Below are 22,038 nucleotides of genomic sequence, written 5' to 3' on the forward strand. Positions count from 1 at the left end.
TTTCAGGTCGAGCGCGCAGCCCCAAGTCGGGGCGATGGCCGACAGGACAGATCCCGTGCAGCTGCCTATGCTGTCGTCGCATTCACAACCAGGAGATCACGCTCATGACCAAATATGGCTCTCTTTTGCGTGCGGCGCTCGTCGCCGGCGTTGCCGGTGCCGCGCTGGCCGGCTGCGGAATGATGTCGAAGTCGAACGTCGCGAGCTTCAGCGGTGCGATGAACGCGGCCAGCGAAGTACCGCCGAACATGACCCGCGGCAGCGGCATGGCGGAGGCCTGGCTCGACCGGGACACCAACGTGCTCAAGTACAAGATCACCTACACGGGCCTGAGCGGGCCGGCCACCATGGCGCACTTCCATGGCCCGGCCGCGGCGGGCGCGAATGCGGGCGTGGTGCTGCCCTTCGCCAACCCGGCGAGCCCGATCGAAGGCCAGGCCACGCTCACGCCGGCCCAGGCCGCGGACCTGTCGGCTGGCAAGTGGTACGCCAACGTCCACACGGCCGCCAACCCCGGCGGCGAGATCCGCGGGCAGCTGCTGCCGAAGATGTGAGATCGTGCCGGGGGCGGCGACCCCTGGTCAGGTTTTTGTATCGGGAGTGGTGTCAAATGAACGCATGACGACGACACCCCCGAAGAAGAAAACCCGTGCCGCCTCCAAGCCCCTCGACCCCTTCGCCTCGCGCCGCGAGGACATGCGTACCGCCCGCAAGGCGCTGGTGCTGCAGGGCGGCGGCGCGCTCGGCGCCTACCAGGCCGGCGTGTACGCGGCGCTCAGCGAGACCGACCTGCAGCCGCACTGGATCGCCGGCGTCTCCATCGGCGCCATCAACGCCGCGCTGATCGCAGGCAACGCGCAGGAAAAACGGGTCGACCGGCTGCGCGAGTTCTGGCACCTCGTGTCCTCCGGGCCTTCGCAGCGGCTGCCTTCATGGCTGGGCGACCGGGCCATGCAGAACCAGTACAGCGCGACCATGGCTTCCCTGGTGGGCATTCCGGGTTTCTTCGAGCCGCGCTATTCGCCGGCCTTCCTGCTCGGGGGCGCCGCGCCGCTGCTGAGCTACTACGACACCTCGCCGCTGAAGTCGACGCTGGAGCGCCTCGTCGACTTCGACCGCATCAACGCCTGCGAGGCCCGCTTCAGCGTGGGCGCGGTGAACGTGCGCACCGGCAACTCGGTGTACTTCGACAACACGCGCCAGCGCATCGGGCCCGAGCACATCATGGCCAGCGGCGCGCTGCCACCCGGCTTCGCGCCGGTGAGCATCGACGGCGACGACTACTGGGACGGCGGCATCGTCTCGAACACGCCGCTGCAGTACGTGCTCGACACGCACCCGCGCAACGAGCCACTGGTGGTGCTGCAGGTCGACCTGTTCAACGCCCGCGGCGAGATGCCCCGCAACATGGCTGGCGTGATGGAGCGGCAGAAGGACATCACCTACTCCAGCCGCACCCGCATGAACACCGACGCGCTGGCCGCCAACATGAACCTGCAGCAGGCCATTGCAGACCTGATCTCCAAGCTGCCCGCCAACCTGCGCAACGATCCCAGCGTCCACGAGGTGCAGTCGCAGCTCACGCACGAGCCGATCGACATCTTCCACCTGATCTACCGCGACAAGCCCTACGAACTGGAATCGAAGGACTACGAGTTCTCGCGCGCCGCGGTCGAAGAGCACTGGGAGACCGGCGCGCGCGACATGCGCGTGACCCTGGCCCACCCCGAGACGCTGCGCGCCGATGCGACCGTGAACGGCGTGACCACCTTCGACCTCGGCGAGCACGGCTCGGGGCGCGTCAAGCGGCCGGGGCTGTCGCGATGAGCCGCCTGGGCGAGCGGCGATTCAGCCCCGGCTAAGAAACCAGCGCGAGACTGGGCCGTCAATTCAACGCTTCAGCTTCACCAGGAGGAAATGTTTGCATCATGAACATTGAAGACGTGCGACGAACGGCATTCGCGATGCCGCTGACCAGCCCCGCCTTTCCGCCGGGTCCCTACCGATTCATCAGGCGCGAATTCCTGATCATCACGTACCGCACCGACATCGAGGCTCTGCGCGCGGTGGTGCCCGAGCCGCTCGAAGTCGTCGAGCCGCTGGTCAAGTACGAGTTCATCCGCATGCCCGATTCCACCGGCTTTGGCGACTACACCGAGTCGGGCCAGGTCATTCCGGTGCAGCTGCGCACCGACAAGGGCGTGGAGAAGGGCGCCTACGTGCATGCGATGTACCTGAACGACCATCCGCCCATTGCAGGCGGGCGCGAGCTCTGGGGCTTCCCGAAGAAGCTCGCATCTCCGGTGCTCGACTACGAGACCGACGTGGTGGTCGGCACGCTCGACTACGGCAAGGTGCGCGTGGCGAAGGCCACGATGGGCTTCAAGCACCGCACGCTCGATCCGGCGCCCATCCTCGCGGGCATCGCGCAGCCGAACTTCCTGCTCAAGATCATTCCGCACGTCGACGGCACCGCGCGCATCTGCGAGCTGGTGCGCTATCACATGGTCGACGTGACGCTGCACGGCGCGTGGGGCGGGCCCGGCTCGCTCGAACTGCATCCGCACGCATTGGCGCCGGTGGCCGACCTGCCGGTGCGCAAGGTGGAGTCGGCGGTGCACTACATCGCGGACATGACGCTCGCGCTGGGCACCGTGGAACACGACTACATGAAATGAGCACGGCCCCAGGCTGCGCGCACTTCGTGTCGCTTCGCCAATCCCCTCGCCGGGCGCGACACTTGCGGCCCGGCCAAGCCGGATCCGCAGTGTCTCCCGATTCGGAAACGGCGCAGGAATTCATCCTTCTCTCTCCTCAACCCTCAAGGACATCACCATGCAACTCAAGGACAAGGTCGCCTACATCACCGGCTCGGCCAGCGGCATCGGCAAGGAAATCGCCATCCTGTTCGCCCAGGAAGGCGCGAAGATCATCATCGCCGACCTGAACAAGGAAGCGGCCGGCGCCACCGCGGCCGAACTCAAGGCCACGGGCGCGCAGGCCATCGGCGTGGGCGTGGACGTGACGAACGAAGACCAGGTCAACGCCTCGGTGGAAGAGGGCGCCGCGGCCTTCGGCGGCATCGACATCCTGATCAGCAACGCCGGCATCCAGATCGTGCATCCGGTCGAGGAGTTCAGCTTCGTCGACTGGAAGAAGATGCTCGCCATCCACCTCGACGGCGCCTTTCTCACCACCAAGGCCTGCCTGAAGCACATGTACGCGCAGGGCCGCGGCGGCAGCGTGATCTACATGGGCTCGGTGCACTCCAAGGAGGCCTCGCTGCTGAAGGCGCCCTACGTGACGGCCAAGCACGGCCTCATCGGCCTGGCCAAGACCGTCGCGAAGGAAGGAGCCAAGCACGGCGTGCGCGCCAACGTGATCTGCCCGGGCTTCGTGCGCACGCCGCTGGTGGAAAAGCAGATTCCCGAGCAGGCCAAGACGCTGGGCATCACCGAGCAGGAGGTCATCAAGAACGTGATGCTGAAGGAGACGGTCGACGGGGAGTTCACGACCACGGAAGACGTGGCGCGTGTGGCGCTGCTGTTCGCGGGGTTCCCGACCAATGCGCTCACGGGTCAATCGCTCGTGGTGAGCCACGGCTGGTTCATGCAGTGAGCCTTCTCCCTCCCCCTCTGGGGGAGGGCCGGGGTGGGGCACGCGGCGTATCCATGGAAAGCTCTGCCTGCCCCCATCCCAACCTTCCCCCAGAGGGGGAGGGGCCAGTCAGGCAGGGCCTGCTACAGCTTCAATTCCCAGGTCTCGCCCACCAGCGGCGTGCCGTATCCCTCGTGCGGCTCGGAACCTGTGAGCTGGAAGCCGCGGCTGGCGTAGATGCCGCGCGCGGCCGTCAGGCAGCTGTTGGTCCACAGCACCATCTTGCGGTAGCCCTTCAGGCGCGCGAAGGCGATGCATTCGTCCACCAGCTTGCCGCCCAGGCCCAGCCCGCGCGCGCCGGGCGTGAGGATCAGGAGCCGCAGTTGCGCCACCGTGGCCGACTTGCGCACCACGAAGATCGAGCCGACCCGCTCGCCGTTGAGCTCGGCGATCCAGCAACGCTCCCATTCGGGCTGGAACTTGAGCAGGAACTCGCCCGCGATGTTCGCGACGAGCGCCTCGAAGGTGCTGTTCCAGCCGTACTCTCGCGCGTAGATCTCGCCGTGCTGCTGCACCACCCATCCGATGTCGCCGGGGCCGGGCTCCCGCAGGATGGCGGCCTGCGGCCTCTCCGGCGGCGCCTGGGGATCGAGCAGCGACTGAACCGTTCCCATGGCGTGCACCAGCTGCTGGCGCTGCGCCGGGGCCAGCGAGGCGAGCAGGGCGGCTGCCTCCTCGCGCGACTTCTGCTGCAGCGGCGCGAAAGCGGCGTGGCCCGCCTCGGTCAGGCGCAGCACGCTCTGGCGCGCGTCGCGCGGATGCGGCTCGCGCACCAGCCAGCCTTCGTTCTCGAAGCGGCGAAGGATGCGGCTCAGGTAGCCCGCGTCCAGCCCGAGGTCACGTCCGATCTCGCTGGCGACGGGTACCTCGCGGTGCGCCAGCTCGTACAGGACACGCACGTCGGTCAGCGACATGGCGCTGCCCAGGTAGGGGTCGAGCGCGCCGATACGGCGGGTGTAGAAGCGGTTGAACTGGCGGATCGCCTTGACGGCGGCGGTATCTATGGGAGGCGAAGTCGTGGACATGGTTGCCATTGTCATTCGGTTGGTTGACTTTGGCAATCAAATTGCCGGCGCATGAGTCCTTCGGGAAAGTCCGGTCACAGGTAACGCAGGGCGACAGGCATGGTGGAAAACCCTAAAATCGAGGGTTGCCCACAACGGCGCTCCCGCGGCGCTGTCAACTCCCACCGATGAACGCTCCCGTCGACGTCTCCTTTTTCGCGCGTGCCGCCAAGCCGCTGACCAGCTACCGCAAGTACTGGGCGGCCCGTTTCGGCACGGCGAAATTCCTGCCGACCTCGCGCAAGGAGATGGAAGCGCTCGGCTGGGACAGCTGCGACATCATCGTCGTCACCGGCGATGCCTACGTCGACCATCCCAGCTTCGGCATGTCGGTCATCGGCCGGATGCTGGAGGCGCAGGGCTTCCGCGTGGGCATCATCGCGCAGCCCGATTGGCAGAGCGCCGAGCCCTTCAAGGCGCTGGGCAAGCCGAACCTGTTCTTCGGCGTCACCGCCGGCAACATGGATTCGATGATCAACCGGTACACGGCCGACCGGAAGATCCGCAGCGACGATGCCTACACCCCCGGCGACGTGGGCGGCGCGCGCCCCGACCGCGCGGCCATCGTGTATTCGCAGCGCTGCAAGGAAGCCTGGAACGACGTGCCGATCATCCTCGGCGGCATCGAGGGCTCGCTGCGCCGCATCGCCCATTACGACTACTGGTCGGACAAGGTGCGCCGCTCCATCGTGGTCGACTCCAAGTGCGACCTGCTGCTGTACGGCAACGCCGAGCGCGCCATCGTCGAGATCGCGCACCGCCTCGCAGCCAAGGAGCCGGTCCAGCAGATCACCGACGTGCGCGGCACCGCCTTCGTGCGGCGCGAGACGCCGGAAGGCTGGTTCGAGATCGTCTCCACCAGCGTCGACGAGCCCGGCCGCGTCGAGGCGCACGTCAATCCGTACCTCATGGTGTCCGACCAGGCCAAGGCCCACGGCGCCACCTGCGCAAAGGAAGACGAGGCCGAGGCAGTCGCGAAGGCAGCCGAGGCGGCGGGCTCTGCGGCCGTCAACCCCGCCATCAAGCCGCTGAACTTCGTGCCCAACCCCGCGCTGCAGGGCAAGGGCAAGACCAAGGTGCCTCCGCGCGAGCGCTCGGTGATCCGCCTGCCGTCCTACGAGCAGGTGCGCAGCGACCCGGTGCTCTACGCGCACGCCAACCGCGTGCTGCACCTGGAGACCAACCCCGGCAACGCCCGCGCGCTGGTGCAGGCGCACGGCGAGGGCACCACGGCGCGCGACGTGTGGATCAACCCGCCGCCGATTCCGCTCACCACGGCCGAGATGGACCACGTGTTCGACCTGCCGTACGCGCGCAGCCCGCATCCGCGCTACGCCGATGAGAACGGCAGCCACGACGGCGCGACCAAGATTCCCGCGTGGGAGATGATCCGCTTCAGCGTGAACATCATGCGCGGCTGCTTCGGCGGCTGCACCTTCTGCTCCATCACCGAGCACGAGGGCCGCATCATCCAGAGCCGCTCCGAAGACTCGATCATCAAGGAGGTCGAGGCCATCCGCGATTCGGTGAAGGGCTTCACCGGCACCATCTCCGACCTCGGCGGACCCACCGCCAACATGTACCGCATCGGCTGCAAGTCGCCCGAGATCGAGGCCGCCTGCCGCAAGCCCAGCTGCGTGTACCCGGGCATCTGCCAGAACCTCAACACCAACCACGACCCGCTGATCAAGATCTACCGCCGGGCGCGTGCGCTGAAGGGCATCAAGAAGATCCTGATCGGCTCCGGCCTGCGCTACGACCTGGCGGTGCAGTCGCCCGAGTACGTGAAGGAGCTCGTGCAGCACCACGTGGGCGGCTATCTCAAGATCGCGCCCGAGCACACCGAGCAGGGCCCGCTCACGAAGATGATGAAGCCCGGCATCGGCAGCTACGACAAGTTCAAGCAGATGTTCGAGAAGTACTCGGCCGAGGCTGGCAAGAAGCAGTACCTCATTCCGTACTTCATCGCCGCACATCCGGGCACCAGCGACGAGGACATGATGAACCTCGCGATCTGGCTCAAGAAGAACGGCTTCCGCGCCGACCAGGTGCAGACCTTCTACCCGAGCCCGATGGCCACCGCCACCGCGATGTACCACTCCAACCGCAACCCGCTGCGCAAGATCACGCGCGAGAGCGAGACGGTGGACATCGTGCGCGGCGACAAGCGCCGCCGCCTGCACAAGGCCTTCCTGCGCTACCACGACGCCAACAACTGGCCGCTGCTGCGCGAGGCCCTCAAGAGCATGGGCCGCGCCGACCTGATCGGCAACGGCAAGCACCACCTCATCCCGACCTGGCAGCCGATGACCGACGGCGGCTACACCAGCGCGCGCCGCAAGAACTCGACGGCGGCACCCGTTGCCGCCAAGGCCGCACCGGTCAGGCTGGCACCGGTGAAGCCCTCGAAGGGCCGCATCCTCACGCAGCACACCGGCCTGCCGCCGCGCGACAACGGCTCGGGTACGGGTACGGCCGGGCGCAAGCCTGCCGGCCCGGTGCGCGGCAACATCCGCAAGCCGCGCTGAGCCGGGTCAGAGTCCGTCAAAGGGCCGGCACGAGCCGGCCGACCCAGGCGCCGACGGCAGCGATGTGCGCCAGCACGGTGGCCCAGTAGACGGCCATGAAGCTTTTCTTGCTCACCTTGTGGCGGAACAGCCGCTGCGCGATCCACGCGCCCGGCCAGCCGCCGGCCAGCGAGAGCATGTGCAGGGTGCTTTCCGCAGTGCGCCACCGGCCCGCCTGAGCCGCGCTCTTGTCGAAGCCATAGATGAACAGCGTCGACAGGCTCAGCAGCAGCAACACGCCAAGGGCGATCGGCGGGATCCGGCCGGTCCATACGCCATGGCCGAGCAGCACCGCGTAACCGACGAGCAGCAGCGCCATCGGCAGTGATGACGATCCTGAAGACGAAGGGGCAGGGCCGCGGCGCGGGGGCTGCTGCTTCACGCGCCCTTGCGGACGCTGCTGCGGAGCGCCTGCCGCTCGGACCGCCACCGCGCGCGGACCCTTGCCGCCCACATGGATCTCATCGAAGTCCAGCCGCATGCCGACCTGCGGCGTGGTGCCGCGGTCTGCGAAGTCGCGCAGGTGCACGAAGACATCGGCGGAGATTTCGGGGCAGCGGATGAAGCCGAAGCCCCGGTCTTTCTCCCATCGAACGAGCGTGCCCTGGCGTTTCATCGGCAGGATTTTCGCCGCTATGCGTACTGCATCTCCCCGTTGCCGAACGACCAGTTCTCCTTCGCCACCTCGACGAGGTTGATGAACACGTCCTCGCGCCGGATGCCCAGGCGGCCGTGGAGGTCGTCGGCCACCCGCTTGTAGAAGGCCTTCTTCATCTCGGTCGTGCGCCCCTGGTTCAGGGTGATCTGGATCAGCACGAAACCCGGCGAATACGACACGCCGAGGTAGCTTGCCGGATGCACCAGCTCTTGCGGGGCGTGCCGCGTGATGACCTGGAACTTGTCGTGCTCCGGCACGTTGATGGTGTCCCGCATGGCCTGGTAGACCAGGTCGCCGATGGCCGGGCCCAGGGTTTCGGGGGTGTCGCTGGAAAGGTCGATTCGCACGAGTGGCATGGGCCGTTCCTCGAAAAAGTCTTGGGCGCATAAGATACGCGACATGGCCCGCCATCTTTCTCCCCCGTCCGCCGTCCGCTGCTGAAGCGCGCTCGCGCTCGGACCCAAGCGGTTGCCGCCAGCCGTGCCCCAAGGGCCGGCCGGCGGCTCGGATGGTCACGCCCGCTGCCTGAACCCCGATCCTGAAGCGATCGGCCATAGGCCATGGCGGGCGTCATGGAGAAAGAACTTTCATCAATGAACGCAAGAACGTCTGCCGCCCTGGCCTGGGGCGGCGTGCTGCTGGCCGGCGCCCTCTGGGGCGGCGGTGCGCTGGTGGCGCAATTCCTGATCGATGGCGGCATCGCGCCGCAGAGCTTGTCGCTGGCGCGCTTCGCCCTCGGGCTGCCGTTGCTGTGGTGGCTGCACTGGCGGGCGCCTGCGATACCGGGGACCGGCTGGGCTGACCTGGGCGGCCGCGAGCGGCTGCAGATGCTGGCCACGGGCGCCGCGATGGCGCTCAACGTGAGCTGCTGGTTCGCCGGCATCGTGCACCTGGGGGCGGCACTGCCGACGGTCATCTCGATCTGCTGCGCGCCGGTGATCGTCGCGCTGGTGTCGGTGCTGCGCGGCTATGAGCGCCTCGGCCCGAAGCTTGTCGCGGGGCTGATGCTCGCATTGGCGGGCGTGCTCCTGCTGGTGATGCCTGCGGGAGGATGGGGCCCGCTGGCGCCGGGGCATGCGGCCGGCGTGGCATGGTCGCTGGGCTCCGCCTTCTGCTACGCGATGGTGGTGCTGGGCAACGCGCGCATGCCCGCGCGGGTGCCGGCAGTCACGGCCTCGGCCTGGGGGATGACCGCGGCGGCGGTGTGCATGCTGGCCGTCGCCGTGCCCGCGGGCATCACCTGGCCGGCCGGCGGCGCGCAATGGCTGGGCGTGGGCTACACGGGCGTGGTGACGACCTCGGTGGCTTATCTGGCCTTCGCCTGGGGCGCGCGGCGGCTGTCGCCGACGGCGGCGGTGGTCGGTACGCTGATCGAGCCGCTGGTGGCGGCCTTGCTGGCTGCGGCGCTGTTCTCGCAGGCGATGACGCCGCGCCAGTGGGCCGGGGCCTTGCTGCTGGCCGGCGCGATGCTGCTGCTGGTGCGGCGCAGCAAGCCGGTACAGTCCGACTGATGCCAAGGGTGGGGCGCTCCGTTGTATGGTGTGGCCCCATGAGCAGTTCGCCCCACTCGCCGGTTTCGTGGATGCGCATCCTGGCGGCAGCGTTGTCGCTGGTGCTTGCCTCGGCGCAGGCGTTCGCGGCCGCCTCCGGGGAGAGCTCCTCCGCCCAGGCGCTGCGCGACGTCCATCAGCGCATGAGCGACAAGCTCGCGCACAGCGGCTTCGGCCGGGCCATTCAGCTGGACTCGATGGAGACTGCCGACGGCCTGCAGGGAGACGTCCATGCAGTGGTCGAGCATCCGCTCTCCGAGATCGCGACCGCGCTCAAGGGCTCGGCCCACTGGTGCGACGTGCTGACCCTGCACGTCAACAACCGGCGCTGCCGCACCTCCAGCGGCCCGCAGGGGCGCGAGATGCTCACGCTCTACGTGGTGCGACGCTACGACAAGCCCGTGGACCAGGCCTTCGAGCTGCCCTTCGTCTACCGGGTCAGCAGCAGCTCGCCCGATCACCTGCTTGTGGAGCTCTCCGCCGAAAGCGGCCCCCTGGGCACCAGCAACTATCGCGTGACGCTCGAGGCCGTGGCGCTCGACGAACACAAGAGCTTCCTGCACTTCAGCTACAGCTACGACCACAACACCATGGTGCGCCTGGGCACCATGGCCTACCTGGCGACCTTCGGGAGCGACAAGGTGGGCTTCACCGTTGTCGGCAAGACGCCCGAGGGCCAGCCCGACTACATCCGAGGCCTGCGCGGACTGGTGGAGCGCAATGCGATGCGCTACTTCCTGACGCTGGACGCCTACCTCTCGGCACCGGGGCCGGATCAGGCCGAGCGCCGCCAGCGCCGATGGTTCGCGGGCGCCGAACAGTACCCGCGCCAGCTGCACGAGATCGATCTCGACACCTACCTCGCGCTCAAGCGCGAAGACCGGCAGCGCGACGGCCCCGCTCGCTGAGTCCTAGTCAGCCAGCGTGAGCAGCGGCACGTCGCGCTCGCGGCTCATCGCATCGAGTTCGGCGCGCGTGCGCGTCAGCAGCCAGGCCGCCAGTGCCTCGCGGGTGGCCGGCGCCAGCATGTCGTGCGGGGCGATCTGCGCGGCTTCGCAGAGCCGCTTCGCGAAATGCGGCTCCAGCGCCGCAACCGCCACGCGGCCATCGGCGCAGGGATAGACGCGGTACCCCGCATGCGCGCCTCCGACCGCGCCCGAGGGCTGGGTCAGGCCCCAGGTGCGGGGCAGGGCGAGCCAGTCGGCCGAGGCGTTCAGTGCCACTTCCAGGTAAACGCCGCCAGCCTTTCGGGAGCGCAGCAGCATGGCCTTGAGCACCGCCTCGCTCGCGAGCAGGGCGCCGCCCATGTCGGCGTAGAGCGTGGGCGGCAGTTCGGTGCCGGTGACGAGGCCGCTTTCGGCCAGGTAGGTCAGGTCGTGGCCCGGCTCCTCGGCACGCTCGCCGGGCGCGCCGACGATGGCCACCTGCGACAGCGAAGGGTGGCGCGCCTGCAGCGTGGCCCAGTCGAGCTTCAGCTTGGCGAGCGCCGAGGGCCGGAACGAGGTGAGCAGCACGTTGGTGGATGCCAGCTCGGCGTGCAGCTGCTGCTGGCCGGCCTCGGTCTTGAGGTCGAGGGTACGGATCTCGATGCCCTCGTGCAGCGCGGCGTAGGCGGGCCGGTTGTAGAGCGCCATCGGGTCGCCGCCCGGCGGCTCCAGCTTCAGGCAGTTGGCGCCCATCCGGCGGCAGCGCAGCAGCGCGGCGGGCCCGGGCAGGTTCAGCGCGAGGCTGAGGACGCGAACGCCCTCCAGCGGTGCGAAGGCTTGGTCGTCGGCGGGGCTGGGCATCGGTCGTCGTCTCCGGAAATTTCGTTTCGCGCATTCTCGCCCCGGGGACGGAACCACCTCACGCAAGCCGCAAGGGCGCCGCGCGCGTAGCATGTGCCGGTGGCGGCGGGTGCCGCCTTTCCATCGACCAAGGAGACGATTCATGTTCGAGACTTCCCTCATGAGCGGCCAGCGCATCCTGGTGACCGGCGGCGGCACCGGCCTCGGCCGGGCGATGGCCGAGCGCTTCCTGAGCCTCGGCGCCGACGTGGCCATCTGCGGCCGGCGCCAGTCGGTCTGCGAGGAGACGGCAGCCGAATGGCGCAAGCAGTTTCCGCAGCGGCGCATCGACACCTTCGGCGTGGACATCCGCATCGCGCAGCAGGTCGACGAGATGGTCGAGAGCCTGTTCCAGAGCGGCGGCCTCACCGGGCTGGTGAACAACGCGGCAGGCAACTTCGTCTCGCCCACCGAGGCCCTCTCGCCGCGCGCCTTCGACGCCATCGCCAACATCGTGTTCCACGGCAGCTTCTACGTGACGCAGGCGGTGGGCAAGCGCTGGGTGGCGCAGGCGAAGTCGGGCGAATGGAAGCAGGGAGACGCCTTCCGCAGCGTGATGAGCATCATCGTCACCTGGGTCGACAACGGCAGCCCCTACGTGGTGCCCTCGGCCATGAGCAAGGCCGGCATCGAGGTCATGACCAAGTCGCTCGCGGTCGAATGGGCGCGCTACGGCATCCGCCTGAACGCCGTCGGCCCCGGCGAGATTCCGACGGAAGGCATGAGCAAGCGCCTGAACCCCGGCGAGGAGCCCGGCGCGCGCAGCAAGCAGAACAACCCGATGGCGCGCACCGGCCGCATGAGCGAGCTGCAGAACCTGGCTTCCTTCCTGATGGCGCCGGGCCAGTGCGACTGGCTCACCGGCCAGAGCATCATGATGGACGGCGGCAACGCACTGGCCACCGGCGGCAACTTCTACGAGCTGCGCCAGTGGAGCGACGCCGACTGGCTGGCCGCGCGCGAACGCATCGAGGCGCAGAACCAGAAGGACAAGGCGCAGCGCTGAAGGCTGCCGCCTATTTCTTCGGCGGCCTGGCCGCGTGCACGGTGACCCGCTTGTTCACGGGGCTCGACAGCACCAGCGACGTGGTCACCGAACCATCGACCGCCAGCGCGTCCACCACCCGCTCCAGGTCGGCCGGCTCGGCGATCGCGCAGCGCACGAAGAAGCAGTCTTCCCCCGTCACGCGGTCGGCGCTCAGCACCTCGGGCATCGAGTCGAACAGCTTCAGGTACCTGGCAATGCCCGCATGCGTGGTGTCGATGCGGATGATGGCCTGCAGCCCCACGCCCAGCGCGCGCAGGTTGACGCGCGCGCCGTAGCCCTCGATCACGCCTGCTTCCTCGAGCTTGCGCACCCGCTCGCTCATGGCCGGCTGCGACAGGCCGATGCGCTTGCCGATGGCGGCCAGGCTCTGGCGCGCGTCGGTCTGCAGTGCTTCGAGGATCAGGCGGTCTTTCTTGTCGATGTTCATGAGCGGAAGAGGGCAGGCGCATGGCCGCCGATGGTTGATCGGTTTGCGGCCGCCATTTTCGATGCCTTGCCATTCGGCGCTGCCGCTGCGGCGGGTATCGTGGGCCGTCTTCCAGGAGAAAACATCCATGCAACTCGTCGGCATGCTCGACTCGCCCTACGTGCGGCGCACCGCCATCTCGATGCGCCTGCTCGGCGTTCCCTTCGAACACCGCTCGATCTCGGTCTTCAGCACCTTCGAGCAGTTCCGCGCGATCAACCCGGTGGTGAAGGCGCCCACGCTGGTCTGCGACGACGGTTCGGTGCTGATGGATTCGACGCTCGTCATCGACTACGCCCAGGCGCTCAGCGGGCGCAGCCTGCTGTCGCCGGACCCGGCGCGGCGGCTGCGCGAGCTGCGGCTCACGGGGCTCGCGCTCGCGGCCTGCGAGAAGACGGTCCAGATCGTCTACGAGCGCCAGCTGCGCCCGGCCGAGAAGCTGCACCAGCCGTGGATGGACCGTGTGCGGGGCCAGCTCGCCGCTGCGTATTCGGCGCTCGAAGGCGAGCTCGCTGCCGAGCCGCTGTCGGCCAGTGAAGAGACGATGACGCAGGCCGGCGTCTCGACGGCCGTGGCCTGGGCGTTCACGCAGTTGCTGACGCCCGATGCGATTTCGCCGACCGACTTCCCGGTGCTGGCCGCGTACTCCGCGCAAGCCGAGCGGCTGCCGGTTTTCGTCGGCGCGCCGATGGTCTGAGCGGAATCAGTCGACGATCTTCGCGCCGCGCTCCGCCAGCAGGCTGCGCAGCACCGAGCGGTGGCAGCGCGATTCCTCCTCGCAGTAGCAGCCCACCGAGAGCGACGTGCCATGCGACAGCGCGGCCAGCAGGTCGAGGCTGCGGCTCGCATCGGGCTCGGCCATCTCGGCCTTGAACTTGCGCACGAAGGCATTCCACTGCGCGGGCGATTCCGCCTTCTGGGCTTCCTGCGCCTGCTTCATCGCCTCGACCGAGGGGGCGAGGTTGGGATACCACACGTCGTACCAGTCCTGCGAGGCGAATTCGGTCTTCGGAACGCCGCGCGGCGGACGGCGCACGGTGCCGACGCGAAGGCCCTCGTCGGGCGCGCGCGGTGTGCCGAGGCGGACGATGCGGATGCTCATGCTGGGGCCCTTCTCATTTTTTTGCGCCTGTTGGCTGTCTCAGGTGCCGACGATACCCCCATCGCGCCGGCGTATGGCCAGCGTTGCCGAGCGGGGCCGGGCGCTGCCCGGCGTCGTGCCGTCGGGCCAGGCGCTGTTGTGCTTCGTGTCGCCGTCGTCGCGCGCCTCGCCCGGGTGCTGGATGTTGACGAACAGCGTGCGCCGGTCGGGCGTGACCACGCAGCCGGTGATCTCGCAGCCGTTGGGCCCGGTGAGGAAGCGCTTGATGCGGCCGGAGGCCGGGTCGGCGCACAGCATCTGGTTGTTGCCCAGCGAGGTGTAGGGCGGCTTGCCGATGACCTGGCCGCTCAGGTCGGTCTGGATCCACAGCAGGCCGCCGCGGTCGAAGTGCAGCCCGTCGGGCGCACCGAATGCGTCGGCGCCGGCCGAGGGATAGCGCGCGCCGCTGCCGGGCTGCGCGGGGTCGCCGGCGAGCGCGAAGTGGTCCCACGAGAAACCGGTGGAGGCCGCATCGCCCGCGTCCTCGCGCCAGCGCAGGATGCCGCCGAAGAGGTTGTTGGCGCGCGGGTTGGCCGCATCGGGAGCGGGCTTGCCGGCGTCGCCGCGCTGGCTGTTGTTGGTGAGCGTGACGTAGACCTCGCCGCTTTGCGGGTGGATGGCGATCCACTCGGGCCGGTCCATCTTCGTGGCGCCGACCTGGTCGCCGGCCAGCCGCGCGTGGATCAGCACTTCCGCCTGGTCGGCGAAGCCGTTCGCCGCGTCCAGGCCGTTGCGCCCGTGCGTGAGCTCGAGCCACTGGCCGCGTCCGCCGGCGTCGTAGCGCGCGGCATAGAGCGTGCCTTCGTCGAGCAGGTGCCGGTTGGCGGCGCGCGCGGCGGCGTCGGTGCCGGGGCGCACCTTGTCGCGGCTGACGAACTTGTAGATGTATTCGAAGCGCGAGTCGTCGCCCATGTAGACCACGAGGCGGCCGTCCTTCGCGACGGTGCAGGTGGCGCTTTCCTGGCGCTTGCGGCCCAGCGCGGTGCGCTTGACGGGCGTGGCCGTGGGGTCGAACGGGTCGATCTCGACCACCCAGCCGAAGCGGTGGGGCTCGTTCGGATGGCGGCTGAGGTCGAAGCGCTCGTCGAAGCGCCAGTACTCGACCCACTGCGAGCCGGCCACCGTGCCGTAGCGGCGCTGGGCCGGCGTGGCGTTGCGGGCCGCGTCCTTCGGGCCGCCGAAATAGCCGTGGAAGTTCTCCTCGCAGGTGAGGTAGGTGCCCCACGGGGTGACGCCCATGGCGCAGTTCGCGAAGGTGCCGAAGACCGCGTCGCCGGCAGGATTGGCGGCGGTGCGCATCAGCGGCGTGCCGGCGGCGGGGCCGGCGATGCGCATCGGCGTGTTGCCGTGCACGCGGCGTGCGAAGGGCGAGGGCAGCACCTGCTGCCAGCCCTGGCCGCTGCGCCGGATCTCGATCACCGAGACGCCCATGGCGTGCAGCGACTTGCGGACCTTGCCGGCAGTCCATTCCTTGACGCCATCGGTGTGCAGCAGTTGCTCGTCGGTGTACTCGTGGTTCATCACCAGCAGGCCGCGTTCGCCGGCCACGTCGAGCGCGAAGAAATGCATGCCGTCGTGGTGCATGCCGGCCTGCACGGCCTGGTCGTCGGCGCTGTTGCCGGCGTCGGGCGCGAAGGTCGGCATGCGGCCGGCGACGCCGGTGGGGGAGCCCCAGGGGTAGAGCAACTGCCATTCGTACTCGGGCGGTACCACGATGCCGTCGCGCAGGGACGCCGGCACGCCGGTGAAGCCCAGCGTCTCGCCGGGTCCGGCGGATGGAGGCGCTGGCGTCGAGGCGCAGCCCTGACCGAACAGCGCGACCACGGCGGCGGCGGAACCCGATTGAATGAGGAAATGGCGGCGGTCCAGGGGCATGGCTTCGGTGTTGTGTTGGCGACAGCCGCCATCATCGCCTGAGCCCGTGCCCGGCGATACTGGCGCAGCAACCGCCCAGGAGACATCGAATGACCGACCGCATCGAACGCACCCGCCACGCCGACGGCGTGGTCGAACTGCATCTCTCGCGCGCCGACAAGATGAACGCGCTCGATCCGGCGATGTTCGATGCGCTCATCGAGGCCGGCGAGTCCCTGCGCGGCGACAAGACGGCGCGGGCGGTGGTGATCTCGGGCCGCGGCAAGGCCTTCTGCGCGGGGCTCGACATGGCCTCCTTCGAGCGCATGCAGCAGCAGGGCGCGGGCGCCGACGTGCTGGGCGAGGGCGCCGCCGGTGCCGACCTGGTCGTGCGCACGCACGGCATCGCGAATGCCGCCCAGCAGGTCGCGATGGTCTGGCGCGAGGTGCCGGTGCCCGTCATCGCCGCTGTGCACGGCGTGGCCTTCGGCGGCGGCCTGCAGGTGGCGCTGGGGGCGGACATCCGCATCGTCGCGCCCGACACGAAGCTGTCGGTGATGGAGATCAAGTGGGGCCTGGTGCCCGACATGGCCGGCATGGTGCTGATGCGCGAACTCGCCCGTAGCGACGTGGTGCGCGAACTCACCTTCACCGGGCGCATCTTCTCGGGCGAAGAGGCGCTTCGACTGGGCTTCGCCACCCGCGTCAGCGCGGACCCGCTGGCCGAGGCGCTGCAGATGGCGCACGAGATCGCCGGCAAGAGCCCCGACGCGATCCGCGCGGGCAAGCGCCTGCTGAACGCATCGCTCTCGCAGAGCGCGGCCGAGCTGCTGCTGGCCGAATCGGTGGAGCAGAAGGCGCTGATCGGCAGCCCCAACCAGGTCGAGGCCGTGAAGGCCAACATCGAGCGGCGCGCACCGCGCTTCGGCACGCCGGGCTGACAGCCGCCTGGGTGTGACGGGGCCGCGCTGCGGCCGATCCTGCTGAAACCATCGCTGCGAGGTGAGCGAGGCGGGCGCCCGCCCGGGCGCCGCAGCCACTCTTCGCCGGCCTTCGCGTGCCGGGTTTTGCCAGCGCGTGTTTACAAGAGCGCCCCTTCAGCGGCCTTCAATTCGGGGCTCGACCAGCCGAAAACATCAAAGAATCCCGTTCGGTGTATCTTTATGTAAGAATAAAGTGGTTGTTTTGTAGCCCAAATGGACAAGGATGGAGGCAATTTGTGTGCAGAAGGTCACGTCTCCCCCCGTCACGGCTCCCTCAGAGGATGGCTCCGGACAGCTCACTCATTAACAATTGAATGCTTTGCCTAGCGACGGCGATCCTGCATGTCGACGACCACGTTTTTCTGTAACCTCAGCGTGCCCATCCTGGTGGGCGAGGATCGCTACAAGTACGTCCCCATCGTGGGAGTCTTTCGGAGCATTCCGTTCGATCAGGTCGATGAATGGGTGATGCACCCCGACGGCCGGCCCCGCAGCGACCGCGAGCTGGCGGCCGAAGTCCTCGTCGAGATCCGCAAGCCGCTCGGCTCGAGCGGACGCACCGCGCCGCACGCCTTCGACGTCGCTGACATCCTGCAGCTGGACCGCGCTGCCGCGATCGTCGTGTCCACCTTCCTTGCGGCGCTCCCGCGCGTCTGAAGAGGCGACGCCCCTGACTCCCCGAGTCTTCTTCAGTCGCACCTGAAGAGCACGCCGCTGGCCGCTGTAGCCGCTGTGGCCGGTGCGTCGGCCGGCTGCAGGAACCGGATCGGGTTCCCATCGATGCGGCAATAGGCCTGCGCCTCCTGCTCGCTCGCCGCCCTGAATACACCGTCGTTGAGGCGCAGCACGCCGGTTTGCGGCGCCGCGCAGCCGGCGAGGACGACGAGTGGGAGAAGGGCTGGCAGCAGTCGGCGCATGGAAGAAGCAGGTCCGTTGGAGAACCCGCGACTTTAAGCGCTCCCCACGGCCCAGTAGAAAGTCGGCCTTGTTCCGTTGAGAAGGTATTCGCCCACCACGCGTCCCTTGTAGATCGTGGGATTGTGCGAGGCGAGCGTGCGGGCATTGCGCCAGTGCCGGTCGAGCTGGCGGTCTCCCTGCAGCGCCGAGGCGCCGCCGATGTCGAAGAGCCGGGTGCCGGCCTGCAGCACCGCATCGACGATGCCGGCCTGCGCCTTGGCGGTGTTCAGCTCCACCTCGAACAGCAGGCTCTCGGGCACGGCCTCGCCGCGCTCGCGGAAGCGGTCGACCTCGCCCAGGCCGCGTGCCACGGCCTGCACGGTCGAGGTCGCGATGAATGCGGTGCTCGCGAGCTGTCCGACGACCTGCTGCACCAGCGGGTCTTCGCGCGGCGTGTCGCCGCTGCCATGGCTGTAGACGCGCTTGCGCGGCTGCACGAAGGCCACCGCGTCGCGCACGATGGCGCGCGCGATGCCGGCGAGCGTTGCAAGGTGCGTGAGCTGGAAATGCGCTGTCAGCGGGGTGGGCTGGTCGCGCACGTACAGCAGCACGTTCTCGGGCTTCACGCGCACGTTGCGAAAGCGCGTGGTGCCCGATGCGCTCAGCCGCTGGCCGAAGCCGCGCCAGTCGTCCACGCGCTCCACGCCCTGCGCCTCGGCGGGCACGAGCGCGATCACGCGGTCGCTGCTGCCGTCGTCGTTCAGGCGCTGGGCCGAGACCGAGATCCAGTCGGCATACAGCGTGCCTGTGCTGTAGAACTTGTCGCCGTCGAGCCGCCAGGCGTCGCCGTCGCGCTTCAAGGTGGTCTGCAGCGTCTTGAGCGAGCCGTCGCCGAGTTCGGTGGTGGCGTTGCCGAAGATCACGCCCTCGGCCGCAAGGCGCATCCACGGGCCGTGCAGGGCGGGGTCGATTTCCGCCAGCAGCCGCTCGATGAAGCCGAAGTGCGCGCGCAGGATCTGCGGCAGGTTGGAGTCGGCCTCGCCCAGTTCGATGAGCAGGTCATAGAGCTGCTCCACCGAGCCGCCCAGGCCGCCGTGCTCGAGCGGCACGCGCAGCGCGCCGAAGCGCTCGGCGTTGAGCCAGGCCACGGGTTCGTAGGCGAGTTCGCGATCGGTCTCGCGCTGGGCGGAGCGCTCGGCGATGCGCTGGAAGACGGGGCGGAAGCGGGCAGCGAGTTGCTGGAACGACGGCGCCTGTGCGAGCGGCGCTTGCGCCGCGGGGCGCGTCTTGGCTTGGATGGATTCCATGGGGGCGGGGCGGCCTGAAGGCACGCCCGGGAAAAGAGGGACAGCGCCCGACTGTCCCCCGCGGCGCGGCGCTTGTGAAATACGCTTTTCGCGTTTTCTTATGCCGATGGCTTCTTCCGGCCGCGCTCGGCGGCTATCGCCTGCCGCGCGCGTCCACCGGCCAGATCGCGACGAGGGTGCCGCCCTCGACCACGTGGTAGGCGTCGTGCAGGTTCACGGTCGGATCGCAATGCGGCGTGACGAACTCCACCCGGGCACCCAGCGCGGGTCTTGGGGCCTGCGAGGCTTGAGAGCCCGCAGGCGGCATCAGCTTGCCGTGCTCGTCGCCGAAGAAGGCGTAGCGGCTCGCGGCATCCGCACCCTTGGCCACCACCGGCACGCCGCTGTCCGTGGAGAAGCACTTGGTGCCGCCGTCCACCGTCACCCAGTCGGTTGCATTGGTGCTGACCACGGCCGTCTGCACGAAGAGCGACGTCTCGAAGGGCGAGGGCCGGTCGCCGTCGGCCAGCACGCGGCTGTACTCGGCGTCCATGAAAACGTACGAGCCGGCCTGCAGTTCGGTGAACGCGTTTTCCTGCGAATCGAGGTCGTGCGTGCCGGTGCCCGCGCCGGTGACGATGTCGAAGTTCAGGCCCTGGCGCCGCGCCGCCGCGACGATGCCCGCCACCGTCTCGCGCAGGCCCGCGGCGGCCGCGCTGCGCTCATCGCGCGCCACGATGTGCTGCAGGTTGCCCGCATAGGCCTGCAGCCCGCGCAGCCGCAGGCGCGGCTCGGCGGCGGCCAGCGCGGCCAGCTCGAGCACCTTGGCCTGCGTGGCGGCGCCGGTGCGGTTGTAGCCTGCGCCGTAGTCCACCAGCACGTCGAGCGGATGCGTGAGCTCGCTGGCGGCGCGCGCAAGTTCGGCGAGGTTCTGCGGGTTGTCGACCACCATCATCACGTCGCCCGGGCGCGCCTGCTGCGCCAGCTTGATGAGCCGCGCGATCTTGCTCGGCGTGACCGCCGGCGAGGTGATGAGCACGCCCGGAATGCCGCCCTGGACCATCACCTCTGCCTCGCCCAGCGTGACGCAGCTCACGCCGATGGCGCCGGCCGCCACCTGGCGGCGCGCGATCTCGACCGACTTGTGCGTCTTCACGTGCGGGCGCAGGTTCACGCCGCGCGACTTGGCGAAGGCGGCCATGCGCTCGATGTTGCGCGTCATCGCGGGCAGGTCGATCAGCAGGGCGGGGGTGTCGAGCAGATGGCGGCCGCCGGGAACGCCGATCAGCGGCGCGTTGACTTGCTGGTCCTGGAACATCGAGAGGAACCTCTGTTGGAAGTTGTGGAGTGGAGTCGTGGAATGGTTTTCGCGAGGGCTTGCCCGCGACGCGGGCGATGCGCGAATGCCGACGCTGTGAAATGATCGCATCGAAATGTCAGACCGATCCATCGTAGTTTCCCAAATGGCAGGCGCCGGATGAAGGCGCTCGACATCGAAGCGGTGCAGGCTTTCGTGCACGTTGCCGATCTCAGAAGTTTCACGCGCGCGGCCGAGGCGATGGACAGTTCGCAGTCGGCCGTCAGCCTCAAGGTCAAGCGTCTCGAGGAGACGCTGGCTCGCCGTCTTCTCGAGCGCACGCCGCGGTTGGTGCGGCTGTCCGCGGAGGGTTTGGCCTTCCTGCCGTCTGCGCGGCTCCTGCTGGCGGCGCACCATGGTGCGCTCGAATCCTTCGGCGCGCAGCGGCGCCGCCTGGTGGTCGGCATCAGCCATCACATCGTCGGCGCAGAACTGCCCCTGCTGCTGCGGCAGGTGAAGGAGGCGGAGCCGGGCGTGATGATGGAAGTGCGCATTTCCACCTCGCGCGAACTGCTCGACGTCTTCGACCGTGGCGCCATTGATGCGGTCGTCATCCTGCGGCACGACAGCCGCCGCCTCGATGGTGAGGTGCTGCTGAAGGAGCAGTTCGGCTGGATGGCCGCGCCCGACTTCGTGCATCGCTCCGGCGAGCCGCTGCGCCTGGCCACGCAGGCCGAGCCCTGCAGCGTGCGCAGCATGGCCGTGGCCGCGCTGGCCGAAGGCGGCGTGCCTTGGACCGAGGTATTCGTGGGCGGTGGCGTGCTGACGGTGGGCGCGGCCGTGTCGGCGGGGCTTGCGGTGGCTGCGCTCGGGCGCCGCGTGGCGCCGGTCGGCACTGCCGACGTCGGGCCGGTGCTTGGGCTGCCGCCCCTGCCTTCGCGCGACGTGGTGATGCATGCCAGCGCGACCGATGCGCAGGCGCGCGGTGCGCTGGGCGCCCTGGCGGCGGCGATCCGCTCGACCGCGGTCTAGCCGCCGGCTGCCATCTACGAAGCGGCAAGGCGGTGCATCACGGCGGCTGACAGAACGGCCGCGCAGCACAGCAGGGCGCCGGTTATGCACACGGCTGCCAGGTGCGCCAGCCACATCTCCGAGGGGCGCGGCGGCTTCATGCCAGAGCCCCGATGCCCGGCCGGGCGAGGTGCAGCACTTCGTAGAGCGTGCCGCCCCCGGAGGCTTCGGGCGCATCCGCCGAGAGAGTGAAGCGGACCAGCCGCCACGCGTCGAGGTCGAGCGCCGTCCAGACCGCGACCGTTCCGGCTCCGGCGGCGCACTGCCGATTGGCCTCGGCTTGCGCCGCGAGCAGTATCGCGCGGTCGACGCCTGCGTCGAGCGGGTGCTCCTCGCGCAGCAGCCATGCCGCCTTGAGGGTGCTGCCGGTGCCGGCGCGCGCATCCAGCGGCAGCCATGTCTCCACGCGAGGCCGCCCGAACGAATCGATCACGGACTGGAAGCGCTCCCCCATCAGGAAGCGCGCCGCCGCCGAGGCGTCGAGCCACAAATACATCGAGGCGTAGACATGCCCGACGGCCCCGTGCCGGCCGCGTTCCCGCGAGACGAAGGCCTTGAATGCCAGTCCCTCTGTGTCGTCCCACAGCAGGCCGCGCCGTGCGGCCCGCTGGCGAATGATCTGTATGTCGTAGTCGGCGGGAAGCCTGTGCGAATACTGCATCGCGAACATCGG

At 68.9% G+C, this 22,038-nt stretch carries 23 protein-coding genes; 12 read left to right on the plus strand and 11 right to left on the minus strand.

Annotation, left to right across the window (positions count from 1 at the left end; all coding sequences use genetic code 11):
- Nucleotides 1-104: 104 nt before the first annotated feature.
- The 4 genes from ACTJLF_RS07635 to ACTJLF_RS07650 all read left to right on the plus strand — a co-directional run bounded on the left by ACTJLF_RS07635 (nt 105) and on the right by ACTJLF_RS07650 (nt 3,618).
- Nucleotides 105-554 carry a CHRD domain-containing protein gene (locus tag ACTJLF_RS07635; RefSeq protein WP_019653086.1) on the plus strand — a complete coding sequence of 150 codons (450 nt, stop codon included), beginning with the start codon at nt 105-107 and terminating at the stop codon, nt 552-554.
- A 142-nt stretch (nt 555-696) separates the two neighbouring features.
- Nucleotides 697-1,827: a patatin-like phospholipase family protein gene (locus ACTJLF_RS07640; RefSeq protein WP_051127550.1), complete on the plus strand. Its 1,131-nt coding sequence runs from the start codon at nt 697-699 to the stop codon at nt 1,825-1,827.
- Nucleotides 1,828-1,928: 101 nt separating this feature from the next.
- Nucleotides 1,929-2,678 (plus strand): acetoacetate decarboxylase, encoded by a 750-nt coding sequence (locus ACTJLF_RS07645; protein ID WP_019653084.1) that lies wholly within the window; start codon nt 1,929-1,931, stop codon nt 2,676-2,678.
- A gap of 157 nt (nt 2,679-2,835) precedes the next feature.
- Complete coding sequence (locus ACTJLF_RS07650) at nt 2,836-3,618, plus strand: 3-hydroxybutyrate dehydrogenase (protein ID WP_440882781.1); 783 nt, start codon at nt 2,836-2,838, stop codon at nt 3,616-3,618.
- Between the two features lie 122 nt (nt 3,619-3,740).
- Here ACTJLF_RS07650 and ACTJLF_RS07655 read toward each other — a convergent pair whose 3' ends face one another.
- Nucleotides 3,741-4,691 carry a bifunctional helix-turn-helix transcriptional regulator/GNAT family N-acetyltransferase gene (locus ACTJLF_RS07655; RefSeq protein ID WP_440882842.1) on the minus strand — a complete coding sequence of 317 codons (951 nt, stop codon included), beginning with the start codon at nt 4,689-4,691 and terminating at the stop codon, nt 3,741-3,743.
- Nucleotides 4,692-4,849: 158 nt separating this feature from the next.
- On the opposite strand from ACTJLF_RS07655, the gene ACTJLF_RS07660 reads away from it, so the two are divergent.
- Entirely contained in the window at nt 4,850-7,249 is a 2,400-nt protein-coding gene (locus ACTJLF_RS07660; RefSeq protein ID WP_440882782.1) for a YgiQ family radical SAM protein, read from the plus strand.
- A gap of 16 nt (nt 7,250-7,265) precedes the next feature.
- Here the strand turns inward: ACTJLF_RS07660 and ACTJLF_RS07665 are convergent, their stop codons facing one another.
- Together ACTJLF_RS07665 and ACTJLF_RS07670 are read right to left on the minus strand one after the other, a co-directional pair.
- Nucleotides 7,266-7,904 (minus strand): DUF1294 domain-containing protein, encoded by a 639-nt coding sequence (locus ACTJLF_RS07665; protein ID WP_440882783.1) that lies wholly within the window; start codon nt 7,902-7,904, stop codon nt 7,266-7,268.
- Nucleotides 7,905-7,921: 17 nt separating this feature from the next.
- Nucleotides 7,922-8,302, minus strand: a complete 381-nt coding sequence (locus ACTJLF_RS07670; RefSeq protein ID WP_019653080.1) for a tautomerase family protein — start codon at nt 8,300-8,302, stop codon at nt 7,922-7,924.
- 237 nt (nt 8,303-8,539) lie between these two features.
- Between ACTJLF_RS07670 and ACTJLF_RS07675 the strand changes: the two genes are divergently transcribed.
- Both ACTJLF_RS07675 and ACTJLF_RS07680 read left to right on the plus strand, forming a co-directional pair.
- A complete protein-coding gene (locus ACTJLF_RS07675; RefSeq protein WP_440882784.1) occupies nt 8,540-9,457 on the plus strand; it encodes a DMT family transporter in 918 nt (305 codons plus the stop codon).
- Nucleotides 9,458-9,495: 38 nt separating this feature from the next.
- Nucleotides 9,496-10,404, plus strand: a complete 909-nt coding sequence (locus tag ACTJLF_RS07680; protein ID WP_019653078.1) for a hypothetical protein — start codon at nt 9,496-9,498, stop codon at nt 10,402-10,404.
- A gap of 3 nt (nt 10,405-10,407) precedes the next feature.
- On the opposite strand, the gene ACTJLF_RS07685 is transcribed toward ACTJLF_RS07680, so the two are convergent.
- Nucleotides 10,408-11,283: a CoA transferase gene (locus ACTJLF_RS07685; RefSeq protein ID WP_354408146.1), complete on the minus strand. Its 876-nt coding sequence runs from the start codon at nt 11,281-11,283 to the stop codon at nt 10,408-10,410.
- 142 nt (nt 11,284-11,425) lie between these two features.
- Here ACTJLF_RS07685 and ACTJLF_RS07690 point away from each other — a divergent pair, with 142 nt between their 5' ends.
- Nucleotides 11,426-12,328: an SDR family oxidoreductase gene (locus ACTJLF_RS07690; RefSeq protein ID WP_019653076.1), complete on the plus strand. Its 903-nt coding sequence runs from the start codon at nt 11,426-11,428 to the stop codon at nt 12,326-12,328.
- A 10-nt stretch (nt 12,329-12,338) separates the two neighbouring features.
- Here ACTJLF_RS07690 and ACTJLF_RS07695 read toward each other — a convergent pair whose 3' ends face one another.
- A complete protein-coding gene (locus ACTJLF_RS07695) occupies nt 12,339-12,797 on the minus strand; it encodes an Lrp/AsnC family transcriptional regulator (RefSeq protein WP_126184315.1) in 459 nt (152 codons plus the stop codon).
- A 127-nt stretch (nt 12,798-12,924) separates the two neighbouring features.
- Here ACTJLF_RS07695 and ACTJLF_RS07700 point away from each other — a divergent pair, with 127 nt between their 5' ends.
- Entirely contained in the window at nt 12,925-13,533 is a 609-nt protein-coding gene (locus ACTJLF_RS07700; RefSeq protein WP_440882785.1) for a glutathione S-transferase, read from the plus strand.
- Between the two features lie 6 nt (nt 13,534-13,539).
- On the opposite strand, the gene ACTJLF_RS07705 is transcribed toward ACTJLF_RS07700, so the two are convergent.
- Both ACTJLF_RS07705 and ACTJLF_RS07710 read right to left on the minus strand, forming a co-directional pair.
- A complete protein-coding gene (locus ACTJLF_RS07705; RefSeq protein WP_019653073.1) occupies nt 13,540-13,938 on the minus strand; it encodes a DUF488 domain-containing protein in 399 nt (132 codons plus the stop codon).
- A gap of 39 nt (nt 13,939-13,977) precedes the next feature.
- Nucleotides 13,978-15,852: a PhoX family protein gene (locus tag ACTJLF_RS07710; RefSeq protein ID WP_440882786.1), complete on the minus strand. Its 1,875-nt coding sequence runs from the start codon at nt 15,850-15,852 to the stop codon at nt 13,978-13,980.
- 89 nt (nt 15,853-15,941) lie between these two features.
- On the opposite strand from ACTJLF_RS07710, the gene ACTJLF_RS07715 reads away from it, so the two are divergent.
- Both ACTJLF_RS07715 and ACTJLF_RS07720 read left to right on the plus strand, forming a co-directional pair.
- Nucleotides 15,942-16,772 carry a crotonase/enoyl-CoA hydratase family protein gene (locus ACTJLF_RS07715; protein ID WP_019653071.1) on the plus strand — a complete coding sequence of 277 codons (831 nt, stop codon included), beginning with the start codon at nt 15,942-15,944 and terminating at the stop codon, nt 16,770-16,772.
- 384 nt (nt 16,773-17,156) lie between these two features.
- A complete protein-coding gene (locus tag ACTJLF_RS07720; RefSeq protein ID WP_019653070.1) occupies nt 17,157-17,471 on the plus strand; it encodes a hypothetical protein in 315 nt (104 codons plus the stop codon).
- 32 nt (nt 17,472-17,503) lie between these two features.
- Here the strand turns inward: ACTJLF_RS07720 and ACTJLF_RS07725 are convergent, their stop codons facing one another.
- From ACTJLF_RS07725 to ACTJLF_RS07735, 3 genes are all read right to left on the minus strand, one after another.
- Nucleotides 17,504-17,731 (minus strand): hypothetical protein, encoded by a 228-nt coding sequence (locus tag ACTJLF_RS07725; RefSeq protein WP_019653069.1) that lies wholly within the window; start codon nt 17,729-17,731, stop codon nt 17,504-17,506.
- A 33-nt stretch (nt 17,732-17,764) separates the two neighbouring features.
- Nucleotides 17,765-19,018 (minus strand): acyl-CoA dehydrogenase family protein, encoded by a 1,254-nt coding sequence (locus tag ACTJLF_RS07730; RefSeq protein ID WP_019653068.1) that lies wholly within the window; start codon nt 19,016-19,018, stop codon nt 17,765-17,767.
- A gap of 133 nt (nt 19,019-19,151) precedes the next feature.
- Entirely contained in the window at nt 19,152-20,315 is a 1,164-nt protein-coding gene (locus tag ACTJLF_RS07735) for a DSD1 family PLP-dependent enzyme (protein ID WP_440882787.1), read from the minus strand.
- 159 nt (nt 20,316-20,474) lie between these two features.
- Between ACTJLF_RS07735 and ACTJLF_RS07740 the strand changes: the two genes are divergently transcribed.
- Nucleotides 20,475-21,326, plus strand: a complete 852-nt coding sequence (locus ACTJLF_RS07740) for a LysR family transcriptional regulator (RefSeq protein ID WP_440882788.1) — start codon at nt 20,475-20,477, stop codon at nt 21,324-21,326.
- Between the two features lie 136 nt (nt 21,327-21,462).
- On the opposite strand, the gene ACTJLF_RS07745 is transcribed toward ACTJLF_RS07740, so the two are convergent.
- Nucleotides 21,463-22,035 carry a DUF4865 family protein gene (locus tag ACTJLF_RS07745; protein ID WP_440882789.1) on the minus strand — a complete coding sequence of 191 codons (573 nt, stop codon included), beginning with the start codon at nt 22,033-22,035 and terminating at the stop codon, nt 21,463-21,465.
- Nucleotides 22,036-22,038: the final 3 nt, after the last annotated feature.

Origin of the sequence: Variovorax sp. 22077 (assembly GCF_052044195.1) — a bacterium.
Lineage (GTDB): Bacteria > Pseudomonadota > Gammaproteobacteria > Burkholderiales > Burkholderiaceae_C > Variovorax > Variovorax atrisoli.